At 61.1% G+C, this 15778-nt stretch carries 17 protein-coding genes; 5 read left to right on the top strand and 12 right to left on the bottom strand.

Annotated elements, in window-relative coordinates:
- Window positions 1-647: methyltransferase (locus tag RAH32_RS17575; RefSeq protein WP_306609653.1), on the top strand; the 647-nt coding region annotated here is incomplete at its 5' end.
- 63 nt (window positions 648-710) lie between these two features.
- Window positions 711-902 (top strand): hypothetical protein, encoded by a 192-nt coding sequence (locus tag RAH32_RS17570; protein ID WP_306609651.1) that lies wholly within the window; start codon window positions 711-713, stop codon window positions 900-902.
- 35 nt (window positions 903-937) lie between these two features.
- Here RAH32_RS17570 and RAH32_RS17565 read toward each other — a convergent pair whose 3' ends face one another.
- From RAH32_RS17565 to RAH32_RS17545, 5 genes are all read right to left on the bottom strand, one after another.
- Window positions 938-1528 carry a thermonuclease family protein gene (locus RAH32_RS17565; protein ID WP_306609649.1) on the bottom strand — a complete coding sequence of 197 codons (591 nt, stop codon included), beginning with the start codon at window positions 1526-1528 and terminating at the stop codon, window positions 938-940.
- Between the two features lie 16 nt (window positions 1529-1544).
- Window positions 1545-1748: a hypothetical protein gene (locus RAH32_RS17560; protein ID WP_306609647.1), complete on the bottom strand. Its 204-nt coding sequence runs from the start codon at window positions 1746-1748 to the stop codon at window positions 1545-1547.
- 430 nt (window positions 1749-2178) lie between these two features.
- Window positions 2179-2586 (bottom strand): hypothetical protein, encoded by a 408-nt coding sequence (locus RAH32_RS17555; protein WP_306609645.1) that lies wholly within the window; start codon window positions 2584-2586, stop codon window positions 2179-2181.
- Entirely contained in the window at window positions 2583-3284 is a 702-nt protein-coding gene (locus tag RAH32_RS17550) for a hypothetical protein (RefSeq protein ID WP_306609643.1), read from the bottom strand. The genes RAH32_RS17555 and RAH32_RS17550 overlap by 4 nt, the downstream gene beginning before the upstream one ends.
- Window positions 3274-4041, bottom strand: coding sequence for a ParA family protein (locus tag RAH32_RS17545; RefSeq protein WP_306609641.1), 768 nt, complete (start codon window positions 4039-4041; stop codon window positions 3274-3276). Before RAH32_RS17545 ends, RAH32_RS17550 begins: the two co-directional genes overlap by 11 nt.
- A gap of 590 nt (window positions 4042-4631) precedes the next feature.
- Here RAH32_RS17545 and RAH32_RS17540 point away from each other — a divergent pair.
- The 3 genes from RAH32_RS17540 to RAH32_RS17530 are packed head-to-tail and all read left to right on the top strand — an operon-like array spanning window position 4632 to window position 9112.
- On the top strand, window positions 4632-5174 hold the full coding sequence (locus tag RAH32_RS17540) for a helix-turn-helix domain-containing protein (protein WP_306609639.1): 543 nt from the start codon (window positions 4632-4634) through the stop codon (window positions 5172-5174).
- Complete coding sequence (locus RAH32_RS17535; RefSeq protein WP_306609637.1) at window positions 5161-7089, top strand: relaxase/mobilization nuclease domain-containing protein; 1929 nt, start codon at window positions 5161-5163, stop codon at window positions 7087-7089. The genes RAH32_RS17540 and RAH32_RS17535 overlap by 14 nt, the downstream gene beginning before the upstream one ends.
- Entirely contained in the window at window positions 7082-9112 is a 2031-nt protein-coding gene (locus tag RAH32_RS17530; protein ID WP_306609635.1) for a type IV secretory system conjugative DNA transfer family protein, read from the top strand. Before RAH32_RS17535 ends, RAH32_RS17530 begins: the two co-directional genes overlap by 8 nt.
- Before the next feature lie 142 nt (window positions 9113-9254).
- Here RAH32_RS17530 and RAH32_RS17525 read toward each other — a convergent pair whose 3' ends face one another.
- The 7 genes from RAH32_RS17525 to RAH32_RS17495 form a co-directional block, all read right to left on the bottom strand.
- Window positions 9255-9641: a type II toxin-antitoxin system death-on-curing family toxin gene (locus tag RAH32_RS17525; RefSeq protein ID WP_306609633.1), complete on the bottom strand. Its 387-nt coding sequence runs from the start codon at window positions 9639-9641 to the stop codon at window positions 9255-9257.
- Window positions 9638-9862, bottom strand: coding sequence for an AbrB/MazE/SpoVT family DNA-binding domain-containing protein (locus RAH32_RS17520; RefSeq protein ID WP_306609631.1), 225 nt, complete (start codon window positions 9860-9862; stop codon window positions 9638-9640). The genes RAH32_RS17525 and RAH32_RS17520 overlap by 4 nt, the downstream gene beginning before the upstream one ends.
- Before the next feature lie 135 nt (window positions 9863-9997).
- A complete protein-coding gene (locus RAH32_RS17515) occupies window positions 9998-10795 on the bottom strand; it encodes an HAD-IIA family hydrolase (protein WP_306609629.1) in 798 nt (265 codons plus the stop codon).
- Between the two features lie 88 nt (window positions 10796-10883).
- On the bottom strand, window positions 10884-11441 hold the full coding sequence (locus RAH32_RS17510) for a histidine phosphatase family protein (protein ID WP_306609627.1): 558 nt from the start codon (window positions 11439-11441) through the stop codon (window positions 10884-10886).
- A 3-nt stretch (window positions 11442-11444) separates the two neighbouring features.
- The gene (locus tag RAH32_RS17505; RefSeq protein WP_306609626.1) at window positions 11445-12488 is read right to left on the bottom strand and encodes an ABC transporter ATP-binding protein; all 1044 of its coding nucleotides are present in this window, start codon (window positions 12486-12488) and stop codon (window positions 11445-11447) included.
- Between the two features lie 17 nt (window positions 12489-12505).
- The gene (locus RAH32_RS17500) at window positions 12506-14236 is read right to left on the bottom strand and encodes an ABC transporter permease (RefSeq protein WP_306609624.1); all 1731 of its coding nucleotides are present in this window, start codon (window positions 14234-14236) and stop codon (window positions 12506-12508) included.
- A 69-nt stretch (window positions 14237-14305) separates the two neighbouring features.
- Window positions 14306-15628, bottom strand: a complete 1323-nt coding sequence (locus RAH32_RS17495) for an ABC transporter substrate-binding protein (RefSeq protein WP_306609622.1) — start codon at window positions 15626-15628, stop codon at window positions 14306-14308.
- Window positions 15629-15778: the final 150 nt, after the last annotated feature.

Below are 15778 nucleotides of genomic sequence, written 5' to 3'. Positions count from 1 at the left end.
GCAACGTGCATCTGATTTTCAACGAGGATGGACGGCGCGACATTAACCGCGCCCTGGCCGAGTTCTATGGCGAGGTTCTGCCCGACGCGCCGACCGAGACCGAGGCCAAGCGGCCAAGCACGGAGGTTGCCCGCGACCTGCAATTCTACCCCACGCCCCGCCGCGTGGCGCAGGAGATTGTCAGCGCCCTGCACCTGTCAGGCGGCGAACAGATCCTTGAACCGTCCTGCGGTGACGGCCGGATCATGGACGAGCTTGCAGCGTGGAACGACAACCCCGAGGAACGGTGTGGCCGCGCCCCTGTCATCGTGACCGGCATCGAGTATGACGCAGCCCGCGCAGAGCAGGCCCGCGCCAAGGGCCATTCCGTCATGACCGCCAATTTCCTGCAGGTCGCGCCCGATCCGCGCTTTGATGCAGTCGTGATGAACCCGCCCTTCTATGGCCAGCACTACAAGCTGCATCTGGATCATGCGGTGAAGTTCCTGAAGCCGGGCGGCGTCCTGGTCTGCATCCTGCCCGCGACGGCCCACTATGACCACGGCACCACCATAGGCCGCTGGACCGATCTGCCCGTGGGCAGCTTCGCCAGCTCCGGCACCAATGTTCCGACCGGCTATTGTGTCTATCACAAGCCCAAGGCGTAACTGATAACGACAGGGGCAGGCGATGCGCCTGCCCCTGCCCTGCCCCTTTGCACGGATCACCCCATGAACCTTTATCTGCGCATCTATCTGGCGGGACATTCCGGCCGCGTCATGCCGCGTTGGCTGCGCCGCCTTGCCGCGCGCAGCGAATTGCACCGCGCTTGGCTGTGCGGCTTCAATGGCTGCTTCGAGCAGGACAGCGTGCGCTACGGACCCGCTAACCCCTACGCCGGCCCTGTCCTGCCCGACGCCTGACAGCATCGGGGCGGGCAAGTGCCCGCCCCTTGTCCTTATCGCTGGCGCCGCCACTCTTGCGGCGGGATGAACGATCCGGCGAAGATGCCGTTTCCCTCGGCACGGGCTTTGGCTTCGGCCTGTTCATAGTCCCGGCTATAACTTGTGTAGGCCACGGCCCATCCGTTGCGGACGACCCAATAATTAATGTCCTTGCCGCCAGCTTCGCAGACGGAAACTGCCCGGCCATAGCGATCCGTGTCTTGCACGAGGCATCGCACGCTCTGTCCATCGAGAGCGGCAGTCAGTTTCTCGGTTGCCTGACGACCGCAAGGCCAATCTTCCCCTGCCCTGTCTTGGCACATCTGGTTCTTTTCCACGGCGTCGATGCCGAACAGGCGAACCCGCGTGCCGCCCATGTCTAGTGAGTCAGCGTCAATGACTCGCACCTGGCCTGCTAGGATCTCGCCTTGCGGGCCGAGAAGATCGCCAAGAAGCTTTTCTGCTTCCCTTGTCAGTTCATCCGCCATGCCAACAAGGATCGCGCCAAGCAGGGCAATCCCGATCGCAGCAACGCGGCCACCCTGCTTTTGCCACCCTTTTTTCCTGCCTTGCCGCCGCTGCTTCTTTATGCCGTATTCGATCATCTCCAATGCTGTGGGTTCACTCTTTATCCGAGATCGGTTTTGAGAAATCATCGCCCTTGTAGAGCGAGGGCACATGGTAGGCTTTCGCGCAGGCATAACACAAAGCATCGCCTATGTTGAGTTGCGCGGGATGGCCGAAGGGAAACGGCGCGGCATCGAGGTTTTGATTTTCGAAATGCACCCCACGCGCGGAGAGAGGTTTATCGGCGCAATCTGACACCGGCCTCCGCAGCAGCGGGGGCTTTTCCTTGTCGATCTGGTTGACCAGGCGGGGTGGGGCCGTCGAGCCGGCCCCACCCCGCCTGGCCCTGCGCTATCCGCGGGGGAGCCGCGAATGCGGCAAACCGGAGACGGCTGCGCCGTCACTTCATAAAGAGACCCCGCCTAAAGGAGGGCGGGGGAAGTCTTCTTTAACAGGAGGGAGTGCCACTCAACGTAAGGTTGCCGGGAGGGTTCCCTTTGTGTCGGGGTATGGCGGCAAGCGTAGCCCCGACCACTGCCGGAATTGACCACAGCCTACTCACGTCCCTTCGCTCTTTAGGGGCACGTTCCGTTCTTAGGCTGCAAGCCCGTGGCAACAGTCTGCCACGGGTGGACAATTCCGGTCTCCTGCCCCGCATGGCGCGGGGTTGGCTCTGCCTCAGAAGATTTCAGGCGTCAGCGCCACACGAAACCGGAAGCGGGGAGCCGGTGTCGAACCGGAAGGTCTTGCCGTTTGCTGTCAGCTCGATCTGCGACCCGCTGCGTAGAACGCCGACGAGGCCCTTCCAGTCTTCGCCATCGCGACTGACGGCGGAGCCGGAAACCATCTTGCCTTGATGCGTTTCTGTCGAAGACATGATCAGGTAGTCCCCATCTAGCGGTTCACCTTCGAGCGTGACGCTCAGGTGGTTCGTTGGAGGAATGAACGCGCCATCGGGATCACAGACGGCCGTGGCGGAAATCCCGTCACCGGAGGCGGTGTAAATATGAAGACCCCGGAAATCGGTTTCCTCGTCCCAAGCCAAAGCAGGAGACGCAAGTAGACCAAGAGCGGCGACAAGGGCGCAGCGTTTCATTTCGAGAGTTCCTTTATGGTGTCCTCCAGGCTGGCGAACCAGGTGCGCTCAATCTGGCCGAGCAGAAGGTGAGACCGGGGCGCGTTTGCGCCATCGCGAACTTGTGCCTCAATGGCCTGAAGGGTTCCTTTCATGACGGTGACGGTCACCCGATGGTTCCAGGTGACCGGGCCGCTCGGCTCAGCGACGCGGGGGACATAGTGGACCTCAAACCGAATTGGAGGAAGGCGACTGTAAGCCTTGCGCAGCACCGTGTCCGGTTTGATGCCCTGCGTAGCCAACCTGTTCAGCGCCGGAACATGCCGGTTCAGAACGCGCAGGCGCAGCGTGAGGTGCAGTGTGTCTGCACTCTTGGCGCGAGGCGGCACCACCAGTTCGGCAAGGCCATTGGCGGGTGCTCCATTCTGTGGGTCTAACCACTCTCCTGCTTCATCAGCAGCAGGCTGTACATCCAGGTCCTGGGTTTCCGTAAGGCCCACTGCGGCGTCACTGTCCCGATGATCGCCCTTGGACTTCGGCTGATCTGGTGGCGTCACTGATTGCTCATCAGCAGTCTTGGTCACGCGCTTGCGCTTGGCGAAACTGGCCAGGGCGCCGTGATCGAACGGCTTAAGGATCGACCGTTTCCGAGCGCCTTTCGGCTTTTCCTCGAAGCCGGTGGCATCCTCCCGGGTTGTCTTGATCCGATCACGCGGCATCGGACGTTTCCATCTTTCTCTTGTCGAAGATGTTATTCACGAGCGTGATGGCGTGAGCCAGGGCAACCTCGAAGTGATGGGCCTTGAGCTTCTCGCTGGGGTCACCACTGTCGCGATACCTTTTGAGAATGACGCCCAGCGGACCCAACTCATCCATCTCCCGGTACTGGGACTTCTCCGCGACCATTGTGGCCAAGGGATTGAACTGGTCGATGATCTCGTAATGGCGCTCGAACTCGCGGCTTGCCAGATCCTTTGGCTTGGGCGTGCCGCGGACATGGGTCAGAAGATTGGGCTTCACCCTGGACAGCACGACGTGGAGCGGCGGGATCCTGTCCGCGTTTTCCGCGCGGGATTTCAGATCCTCATACCACTCTATTGTCTCCTGGGTCCGTTCACGGTCACCCTTGGCATTCATGCAAGGAACGATCAGAACGTCTGAAACACTTGCGAGATCGACAGCCCAGGAACTGGCCTCGCCTTTGGTGTCGATCAGGATGAAATTGACGTCATTTTCGTATCGGTCAACCAGATCGAACAGGTCGTCGCCATTGGTTGCCGATCTTACAATGATGTTGTCGTCGACATAGCCTGTTTGCGTCGCTGTTGACCACCAGTTGATAATGTCCTTGTTGGGGTCGAGGTCGATGATCAGGCACCTGTTTTCGGTAAAGGCGAAGGCGGACGCGAGCAGCTTCGTGATGGTGGATTTTCCAGCACCACCTTTGCTGCTCATGATCCCAAGCACGATTGCCATATAGTTTTCTCCGCCTCTGCACCGGCCTTTTACAAGGCCTTTTCAAACAAGATTGTGGCGGTGAAATGACCCGCTCCCATGGTGTCTATGCTGTCATGAACAAGAGACATGTCAATACGTCATAAGACCCGCCATGGGCGAGCGTCATAGTAAAGCTTCATGGAATTAGGTTATTAGTTTCCGTCATAAGCGCGCGTCAGTCCCTTTGGCATGAACACACGTCACAGATACTGTCATACAGGCCGGCATGACCCTGTGATTTCCCTTACTTGCACCGGTGGGATCAACGGCCCGCTGTGCCGAATCCTTTCCATGGAGGCGCCCTGAGGAGACTGCCTCCCCTCCCCTGCTCCAGGTCAGGACCCCTGAGAGCCACACCAACCGCTCCGAAGCACTGCAATCAGGTTCGGACGGTAGCGGATTGCCACGGCCCCCCGCTTGAAACGGAAACGCACCGGTGACCCAGCCTGACGTCATTGACATTCCCTCAGTCTTGCTCAACGGTGCGTTGTAGATTGGCAGGAAATAGAACTTTAATTTTTTACACCTGATTGATGCCCGGACGGACTTTCAAGCTCAGCCCCTCTGACGTGAAAAAGATCGCCGCCTCGGCGCGTTCGGGTGTGCCCGTGACCGTGTTGGCCAAGACCTATGGTGTCACACGGCCGACGATCTACCGCGCTCTGCACGCTTTTCACGAGAAGGAAGCGGTTGCGGATGCCGGCACCGCGCCGGTGTCTTTCACCGTGGATCGCAACAGCCTTGCTGCCTTTGACGCCTTTACGGAGCGACTTGGTCTTTCCAGCAGAGCCGATGCGCTGCGTCGGGTGTGTCGTGTGCCAGCCGGCTTTCTGGACCCCGATCTCGATCTGGCCCCTGCCCTGCGAGAGCTTGCCAGCGAGCTGTCCGCCATTGGTCGGAACGTGAACCAGCTTGTCGCGACCAAGAACTACGAGGTCCGGCGCGGTCAGCAGTTAAAGCTGAGCAAGCCGCAGCAGCAGCTCTTGTCCGATCTTCTCGAACAGCTTGAAGGCGTGTCGGTGACCGTCCGGGAAATGGAGGGCAAGCGGGCCTCAAAGACAGTCAGCCGTTTTGTTGCCGGAATGATGGGGGATGGTGATGAGCCGCGTTAATGCGGTGACTGCCGTTACCGGCAGGCTCTTTGAGGAGGATTGGGGGAAAGTCGGCCGGGGCCGGAATATCGGTCATGCCCGCCATATGGCCCGCGCGGCCCAAGGCGCCTCCCCTGCTGTCTTCAAGATGATCCGCACAGGTGGATGCTCTTCACCCGGTCAGCTTTCGGCTCAGTTCAATTACCTGTTCTCCAAAAGCGTGGATATTCATGACTCCCGGGGATTGCTGGATGGCGCAAAGACATTGAGCCCGGAGCAGATCGAGGCTGCCGTATCGCGGTGGTTTGATCATTGGAAAGGGCAGATGAATGCGGCGCGGACCAGCCATTTGCTGATGTCCTTTCCGCGCGGGGCAAAGCCAAAGCATGTCAGCCTGATCGCGGGGGAAATCTGCCGTGAAAAGCTCGGCGGTCGTTTTGACTACATGATTGCGGTTCATACCGACAGTCCGAACAAGAACCCGCATGCCCATATCATCGTCAACCGGCGTGGGGAGGATGGTGATTACTTCATCCTGCGGCAGGGCACGGAATACAGCTACGAGGCTTTCAAGGAAGCCATGGTCGATCATGCCGATCGCTACGGCATTCGGCTGGAAGCCACGTCGCGTTTGCAGCGGGGGCATCTCCATTACCCGCCTACCGACGAAGAGTGGCGGCGGGCTCGGGAAAAGGCCGCGCAGTCTGGAGCCGCGTTCGAGGCTCCGGAAGAAAGGCCCCGGATTGGCAAGGCGCTTGTCTGTGCCACGCAGGAAGTTCGCGATTGGTCCCTGCGCTATCGCGACCTGGCGAGCTTTGCCTCGCAGCAGAACCTGCAGGATCTGGCAACCGCATTTGAGAAGGCATCCTCGGTCCTGGCCGAGGGTGGCGCCATGATATCGAAAGGGGAACCTTATATGTCTTTGGTCGAAGATTTTGATAAAGCCGCCGCGAATTTGAGAAAGGCCGTCGATGACGCCGAGCAGCGCATTGCCGATGCGGCCCCGAACCAGCGTCCCGCCATGGAGCGCAAGCTGGCCGAGGCGCTGACCTCTGTGGAGCATCTGCAGCCGCTGGGCACCCGGTCGCGCGAGTTGCGCGAGAGCGCCAGCGAAGAAGGTATCTATTCGGCGCAGAACCTCGGCATGGTGAACACCCGCTTTGCCTTGGAAGGACGCGACAAGCTGACCGCCGCCCTGGACGGGACAGGCATCGATCCGGTTGAGGTCGAGGCCCGGATGCGGGTCGGCGCCAGTTCCGCAGCTCTGGAAGCCAGATGGGTTCAGCAGGATCTGCAAAGCGTGGCTGATCTGCGCGGCCTGGATCTGAGAGACCAGGCACAATTGCAGCAGGCGATCGCCGTGGTGGATGCGGCTTATGATCGCGTGGCAGACGCCTATGGCGTGGACGATGCCATTCATCAGCGTGCTGGCAGCCAGCATGGTGAACCGGTGGAGACCGGTGTCATGGCGAAAGCACAACGCGAGAACGGCGCCGAAGACGTCGACATCAGTGCCGAGGCTGACCGCTTGCAGGATGGCCTCAATCCGTTCGCCCAGATGGAGCGGTCGCGCCAGGCGGATGCGCTTGAGAATGCGCCAACTACCTCGATCGGGTCACGTGACGGCACAGGCGCTGACTATGCCGAGCTGGCCCGCTATGCCCGTCCGGTTGGGGCCGAAGATGAACGCCGGTTGCTCGAGGCCATCGAGCGGACCCTTACCCGCGATGAACTAGTCCGGCTGAAGAGCGGGGACGTGGAGGTCCTGCGCGGGGTCGGCGATCGCGACGATCAGCTGACCATGGCTCGGGATTATCTGCGCATGTCAAGCGACCCGGCAGCCCGGCATGGCCTTGAGCGTGTCAGCGAACAGTTGAGCGATGAACGCGAGCGGCAACGCCAGGAACGCGGCCATGAGGGAGGCGGCCATGAATAAGCTGCACATCCTGGGTGGGGCACTGCTGTTCGCGGTCCTGGGCACCGGCTTTGCCTATATCGTAGGGACCGGCTTTCTGTCGTTCTGGCGGGGGTACAACGGCCAGTATCTCGATTGGCTGGCGATTGCCCGAGAGTACCCCTCTCTGCGATCCACCGATCCAAGAGCGTTTCAGATCCTGAACCTGATCTGGGGCGGCTTTGTTCTTCTCTCACTGGTGCTGGCGGCCAATGTCCTCACCGAGAAGCTGACGAGTTTTGGGACGGCGCATTGGCAAAGCAGGCGTGAGCTGAAGAAGAACGGCTTTTTCGAGAAGCCGGGACGCGGCTTCGTGGTCGGCAAGACAGGATCACCGAAAGGCCGAGGGCGGTTTCTGTGCTCAGCAGCCTTTCCCCATTGCCTGCTTGTCGCGCCCACCGGCGCCGGCAAAGGGATCAGCTTCGTTGTTCCGAACCTTCTCTTGTTCCAGGGCAGCGCAGTGGTTCTCGACGTGAAGGGCGAGAACTTCGAAAAGACCAGCCGCCACCGGCAGTCCATGGGTGACAAGATCTGGCGGTTCGCGCCGCTTGACTGGGACAACCCCGGCCACCGCTATAATCCTCTGGATCGGATCAACGCGCTGCCGAACCCCGATCAGCGCCAGATGGAGATCCGTCTTTTGGCCGAGCTCTTCCTGCAGACTGATGACGATGGGGCCAAGGGCTTGCTTGAGGGCGGCATTGATCTCTTCGTGGCGTGCGGCATCTACGCGATCGAACGCGGCACGCCGACGCTGGGAGAGATCTACCGGCTGGCATCATCCGGAGGGGACAAGCAGAAGCAATACCTGAAATATGCGGATCATGTGAAAAGTCCGGCTGCTCGCCTGATCTTCGAGCGCTTGGCTTCGACCAACGACCGCACCCTCACTTCCTATCTGTCGCTCCTGATGACCTCGGGCTTGTCGCTCTGGTCAAACCCGGCCATCGACCGGGCGACGGAAACCAGCGACTTCAGCTTCCGGGATTTCCGGCGCTTCCCGCAGTCCGCTTATTTCATCGCGCCACCCCACAACAAGATCACTGCCATTGCTCCGCTCGTCCGGCTGTTCTTCTCGGATCTGCTGTCGAGCCTGCATGACCATCTTCCTGGCGAGGATGAGCCTTGGCGGGTCATGATCATGCTGGACGAATTTGACATGCTGGGCCGCATGCCAAGCGTGACGGACAGCATCAAGACGCTGCGGGCCTATGGCGGACATTTGGCTGTCGTGACCCAGACCATCCCTGCCCTCGACAAGATTTACGGCGAAGACACCCGGCTCTCGTTGCAAGGGGGCGCAGGCGTCAAGATCTACCTCGCACCCTCCGAGCAGCGCACCAAGGCAGAGTTGTCTGCGGCGGTTGGCAAAACCACCGTGCGGGTCACCTCGAAGTCCAGAACCATCGGAAAGGGACCCTTTAATGGGATCAACGTGTCCGAACGCCATGAAGAGCGTGATCTTCTGACCGAGGATGAGGCCGGGCGGCTGAAGAAAGATGACGTGATCATCCTGGCCAATGGGCAGCATCCGATCAAGGCGCGGCGGATCGAGTACTTCGACGACCGTATGTTGAAGCCGATCTTCAAGGCGCAGACGGGCCCCCTGCCCGGTCCCGATCCCAAGGACATGGAACTGCGCACAATACGCGGCGAGCTGATGCTGGCCACCAACAAGATCACGGAACTGGCGCAGAAGGTGGAGGCCGTAGCCACCAAGCGGAGCCGGGTGAAAGCCGCTCTGCCCCGTGTTGTCCTTGAGCAGATTGCTACGAAGCCATCCAATGCTCAGCCGCCAGCGAAATCACCTGATCCTGATGCTGCTTCACCTAAGGCTGACAGCGCGGCTCCGCTCGTCCTGCGGCGGCGAAACCTCAACCCCCTTGTGGGGTCGGGCCTGGCAATCTCCACAACCGATGCCGCGGTCAGGGTCATGGTCGAGGCTGCCGAGAAGGTGGGGAGGATTTCACCCGATGAAGACGGATATGTCTTGGAGGCAGGCTGAAACCCATGCAGGAGGCCACAGAACCTTGTGGCCAGCTGTCTTCTATCATTTTGTCTTGCTACGGTGGGCCGGCAGTTTCAATTGCCCGTGCCAACTCCGCGAGGACGAAAGCCACCCGCTACTGTTTCTGGCGTAACCACCTTCAAAGCTCCGTCATTTCCGTGCTCAGCCACGCGGCAAAGGCGGCCTCGGTCACATCGCTCGAGGCAAGATCCTCCATCAGGCGGACGCCCTGAACCGGATCGGGGCGGAAGCCCAAGCCGTTGAGGCGCAGGAATGTCAGAGCGGTGACAAAGGCGGTCCGCTTGTTCCCATCGACAAAGGCGTGCGCCTTGGCGATGCCGTAGGCATAGGCCGCAGCAAGCTCGGGCAACGTAGGCGTGCCATAGGCCGCCTGGTTCAGCGGGCGGGCGCAGCCCGCCTCGAGCAGGCTGCGGTCGCGCATGCCCGGAGCGCCGCCGTGGCGGGCGATCTGGCGATCATGAATGGCGATGACGGCGGCAAGCGGAACCCAGATCGGGCCTGTCATGCCAAGGCTGCAAGCAGGTCTCGGTTCTCGTCCATGACGATCTCGGCAGCCTCGAGCGCGGCCATGACTTCAGGATCATGCGCAGTGATGCGAAGAGAGCCATCATCTCCGCGCAGCACGAACAGGTTGTCGCCCTCTTTCACGTCCAGCAGGGCAAGCATCTCGGTCGTCAGTGTCATTACGGCGGAGTTTCCCACCTTGCGGACTTTGCTGTGCATCATGGACCTGCCTCCCTTGATACATTCGTATATACGTTCTCTTTGAGGCGTTGACAAGGTGCGAGCCCACTCTCCCCCAAGGCGCACGAAGTTCCTGAGGTTCAAAAGAAGCTGCTTCCAATGCGGATGCGGCGTTACTTAAAGCAGCGTCCTCTCCAGGGACAACGTCAGTTCCAGAAGAGACTCGACAACGATGTCTGCCGTGACGCCCGGAACCTCCCTTGGCGGCACGCCTGTGCGAACCAGGATCGTCTTCAGCCCGGCGGCCTGTCCTGCCAAGATGTCAGTTTCGACCTGATCGCCCAGCATAAAGGTCGTCGCAGGATCGCTGCCCAGGATATCCAGCGCCATGTGGATCAGGTCGGGCTGCGGCTTGCCGGTGACAATGGGAGTCACGCCCGACGCTGTCTCGATGGCAGCCAATATCGATCCGGCCCCCGGCTCGTATCCGGCGCCATGCGGCAACATTCGATCCGCATTGGTCCCGAAGAAGGACGCCCCTGTCAGAAGGGCCGACTGTGCCTGCTGCAGTTTCTCGAACGTGAAGGCGCGGTCGAGGCCCACAACGACTGCCTGGACGTCCCTGTCCGCGATCTGAAACCCTTGGGCTTTGATTGCCCCGACCAGCGAGGGTGCGCCGATCACCATCACGCGTGAGGCTGCGGGGATTTCAGCTCGAACGCGCTTGGCCACGACCATGGAGCTGGTGACGATCCGGTCCGGCATCACCGGAATGTCCATCCTGTTCAGCTTGTCGGCAAACTCCTCGGCCGTTTTCGTCGAGTTGTTGGTCACGAAGGCATAGGGCACCCCATGCTCGTGCCAGTGCCGGAAGGCGCGGACTGCCGTGGGAATGGGAGCATCGCCTCGATAGGTCACCCCGTCGAGGTCGCTGATGATTGCCGCCTTGCCGGGAAGCTCTACCTGGAATGTCATGGGCCGATCTTGATCATGCTGCGTCTTCCTGCAGCGTTCAGTAGCATTGATGGACAGCAGAATGCTGCCCCTCTCGAATGATGTTCACCTAGCTGACCTGGACCCGACCATTCCGGGTCAGGTCAAGCTTGACCAGTTCGCCGTTTCCGACGCTCTTCGCGGGGAAACCGGTTGTCCCATCGAGCACCTGCCTCAGGCCCGAGAGCCAGGCGCCATGGCCGAAGGCCAGCACCGGACCGTTCGCCGAAAGAACACGCTCCTGGACGCGCAGGATCCGCCCTCTGAAGTCGGCAAATGGCTCGCCTAGGGTCAGCCGGTGTGGTTCGCTGTGCCACATACCAGGATGGGCAGCCTCGAGATCGGCCCAGGTCCGGCCTTCCCAGGTTCCAAACGCGAGTTCCGCGAGATCAGGATCGGGTTCCGCTTCAGGAAAGCCGTGCAGCGCCGCCGTCTGCCGCGCACGGCCAAGCGGCGAGGTCAGCACAAGCGCAAAATCCTGACCCGCCAAGGCCCGGCGGTTCGCCTCCAGCACCGCGAGGTCATCGGCGCCCAGAGGATCGTCAAGGGCAACATCCCGCTGGCCTTGCAAGCGACTTTCGGTGTTCCAAGGTGTGCGGAAGTGGCGGATGAACCAGAACTGGGCCATGGTTCAATCCTCCAGTAAGGCTGCACTCTGGCTGTCGATGGAAAGGACCACTGCTGCCCCCTCGCTGTAGGGTGGCTGACCCGTAGCGTGAAGCGTATCCACGATGATCTGGCCGTCAGGTGTCTCGATCAGATAGCGGATCTGGCTGCCCAGAAACTCGCGGTGCCGCACCGTTCCAGGAACACCTTCGCCGGAACCGGACAGCCGAATGTTCTGGGGGCGCAGAACGATGCGGGTCGCCCTTTCCGACGATGCGCTGACAGAGAGCCGCTGGCCGGCCTTTGTCATGAAATGCGTTCCATCCATCCTGCCACTGAGCACATTCGCGGTGCCCAGGAAGCCCGCAACGAATGAGTTCGCAGGATGGTCGTAGAGTTGCTGCGGGGTGCCGATCTGCTGGATCACGCCCTTGTCCAGAACGGCCATCCGGTCCGAAGTGGTGTTGGCCTCTTCCTGGTCATGGGTCACGAAAATCGTCGTCAGGCCCAGCTTGCGCTGCAGGGCAAGCAATTCGCGCCGCATCTGCACGCGAAGTGCAGCGTCGAGGTTCGACAGCGGCTCGTCCAGGAGCAGCACCTGCGGTTCGATGGCGATCGTCCGCGCCAGGGCGACGCGCTGCTGCTGCCCGCCCGAAAGCTGCCCCGGCATCCTGTCGGCCAGGTGCAGCAGGCCTACGGTTTCCAGAGCGGCCTCGACCTTGGGGGCGATCTTGCTGGCAGGCATCCGCCGTTCCTCAAGCCCGAAGGCCACGTTCCGTCTGACGGACATGTGCGGCCACAAGGCATAGGATTGGAAGACCATGCCGACATTGCGCTTCCAGGGCGGCAGGTTGGCGACGTCGCGGTCGCCGATGAGGATCCGGCCTCGCGGGGTCGGCCCGAAGCCGGCGATGGCGCGCAACAGTGTCGATTTCCCCGACCCCGATGGTCCGAGAAAGGCGAAGAACTCGCCCGGCTCGATCACCATGTCGATACCTTCCAGCACCTTGGTTTCACCAAACGACAGGTGCAGGTTCTCAATCCGGATCCCGGCCTTTGTCTGTGTCATCTGTTCTTCTCCGAAACTCAGTGCTGATCGCCGGGAGTTGTCTGGCGGGCGCGCTCACGCTCGATGATGCGCTGCGACAGGTAGGTGCCAAGCGCCACGATCACGACCGCAAGGATGCCAAGCGCCGCACCGGGCCCGCGTCCTGCCGGGGATTGCATGTAAAGGTAGATGCCATAGGCCAGCGGCGCGTCAGAAGACCGGCCGACCAGCATGATCGTTGCGGACAGCTCGACCGCAGCAGTCGCGAAGCTGGTGACGAAGCCCGCCAGAATGCCGCCCGTCATCAGGGGAACCACGATCCGGCGGATGGTGCTGGACCGAGATGCCCCAAGGCTTTCAGCAGCCTCCTCGAGAGAAATCGAGACCTGCTGAAGCGCGGCCATGCAGGCACGCAGCGCGTAGGGAAGCCGCCGCACCGCCAGGGCAATGATGATGATCCCCCAGAAGCTGGACATCTGGCCCAGGCCGAAGGGCAATTGGATGCCATGGAACATCCGCAGGTAACCGATCCCAAGCACCACCCCCGGCACGGCCAAGGCCGCCGTGGCCATGTAGTCCAGCCATTTTCGGCCAGGCAGGCCCGTGCGGATGACGATGTATGCGATCGCACTGCCAAGCACGACGTCGATCAGGGCTGCCGAGCCTGCATAGACCAGCGTGTTCCAGACATATTGCGACGACTGGGTGAAGATCGTCCCGAAGTGCTGGATGGTGAAACCGTCCGGCAAGGGCGAGAAGGACCAGATCGTGCCGAAGGCCAGAAGAAGCAGGCCCAGATGCGGCGACAGGACCAAGGCCAGGATCAGCAGGATCACGCCCCAGGCCAGCCACTTCTCGCGCGATTTCAGGTCACGCCGCGACAGTCCGCCGCCGCCCTTCTGCACGGTGGCGTAGTCCTTGCCCCGCATGAACAGGAAGGATGCCCAGAGCGAGAAGACCGAGAAGGCCACCAGGATGAACGAGATCACATAGCCCATCGGATCGTTGATGCCGACCCCGGTGATCCGCAGGTAGGCTTGGGGCGCCAGCATGTTGTTGACGTTGAGCAGCAAGGGCGTGCCCAGATCATCGAATACCTTGATGAAGACCAGTGCCGCCCCGGCCAGATAGCCGGGCATTGCCAGCGGAAAGACGATCCGCCGGAACATCCGCATGCCATGCGAGCCGAGGTTCTGCGCCGCCTCTTCCATCGACCGGTCGATGTTGCGCAGGGAAGCGGACAGGTTGATCAGGATGAACGGGAAATAGTGGATCGACTGGACCAGGATGACGCCGTTCAACCCCTCCATGAAGGGAATACGGATGCCGAAATACTGGTTCAGCAGCAGGTTGATCGAACCGTTTCGCCCGAACAGCAGGGACATCGCCACCGCGCCGACGAAGGGGGGCATAATCAGCGGGATGATCCCGAGCGCCTGGATCGCCGCCGTGCCTGCGAAGTTGAAGCGGGTCGTGATGTAGGCCAGCGGGAGGGCGATCATCGTCGAAACCACCACCGACATCGCCGAGACGTAGAACGAGTTCACGAAGCTTTCGCGAAACAACGTCGTGTTGAAGAAGTCCTGGAAGTTCTGAAGCGTGAAGGCTCCAGTGCGCGCATCCAGGAAGGCCACATAGAGGACATGCGCGACCGGCAGGACCAGGAAAGCCATCAGGAAGATCGCGATCGCGATGCCCGCGACAGCGGCACCCGACAAGGCGGGAAACAGCGTGAAGCGGCGTGCGGCAGTGTCGGTTGAAGCGGACATGGTATCCTCGGGGCATCACTGATACCCGCGCCGCCCAAGGCGGCACGGGACTGGTCTGAAAGGGTTCGATCAGTTCAGCGCGATTGCCTGCTCGGCCAGCTGCTTTGCCTTGCCATAGTTCTCGACGGCAAAGCGGTCCCATTCCTGCTCGATTTCGGCCTGACGGCCGACAACCTCGGTTTCCGGATCGGCACGCGAAACGGTGAAGGCCCCGGCGTAGCTGGGATCAAGCGCCTGTTCTTCCGTGATCGGCATGGCTTCGATCAGGGCGCGCGCCTCGGCGATCAGTGCGGCGGCTTCCTGATTGCCGCTGTCGGCATGGGCGGCCTCGGCCTTCTGCACGGCCGAAACGGCAGCGCGCAGATCATCGAGACGGTAGGTTACCAGGACGTCGAAAAGAGAATTGACCAGTTCGTAACGTGCGCCGGACTTGTCCACGTCAAACTCGATGGCGCCGGGCGCGAACTCTTCCGAGAACGGGTTGGGGAAGCCCTCGGGAGCGTCGGCATAGGCGTCGGGGTTCACCGGAAGACGCATGATCGCCGGCTCGAGCAGAACCTTCTGCCCTTCCGGGGACAGGATGAACTCCACGAACTTCTTGGCCCCTTCGGGATTTGGGGCGTTTTCGATGATACCGACATTGGCCGGAACGATCGACGTCACGCTGGGATAGACCAGCTCGACCGGAAAGCCCGAGGCCTTGGAGGACAGACCGAAGAAGTCGATCACGATCCCGAAGCCGGTCGAGCCCGAGTTCACCGCGTCCGGCACACCGAAGCTGCGCTCGGTCACGGTGTTCATGTTGCCCGAGATCCATTTCCAGGTGGCCCAGCCCTTGTCCCAGCCTTCGCCCTGCAGGACAGTCTCGACCGTCAGGTGGGTGGTGCCGGAACGCGAGGGCGAGGACATGGCGACGTGGCCGTTGTATTCCGCGCGCTTGAGGTCTTCCCATTCCTTGGCAACAGGCAGTTCGTTCGCCTCGACATAGCGGGTGTTATACATGATCCCGTAGCCCGAGGCGGCAAATCCGTAGTAGGTTCCGTCTGCGTCATGGACCGGGTAGCCGCCGATCTGATCGGGGATCCCCTCGAACTGCACATCGACCTTCGCGAGCAGCCCGTCCTCCTTCAGAACCTCGAAGGCGTCGGGAGCCGAAGCCCACATCAGGTCGGTGGTATTGGAGCCACGGGTTTCCTGCAGATAGGAGACGGCGGCATTGGTGTTGCGGTTGACCACTTCCAGGGTGGTATCCGGATGAGCGGCCTCGAAGGCTGCCTTGAACGGATCCGTCAGGTCCTTGGAAAACGAGGTCACCACGGTGACGGTATCCGCGAATGCGGCAGCCGAAGTCATCATCAGCGCGACAGCGCTGAGCTTGAAAATCTTGTGCATGTTTCTCCTCCCAGAGACGCCCGCGAGTCGATTCAGCCGGATCTCAACGGACGCGACCAGAACTCTGCAACAATCAAGATTTCCAATCAACCATTTGTTTTAATTATATTTTATGTGTCACCTCTGACCCGTCCCGTGTGTCAGTTTTGA

The organism is Paracoccus yibinensis (assembly GCF_030846195.1).
Taxonomy (GTDB): domain Bacteria; phylum Pseudomonadota; class Alphaproteobacteria; order Rhodobacterales; family Rhodobacteraceae; genus Paracoccus; species Paracoccus yibinensis.
The sequence above is the reverse complement of the archived record's forward strand: the minus strand, read 5'-3'. Positions and strand labels throughout refer to the sequence as shown.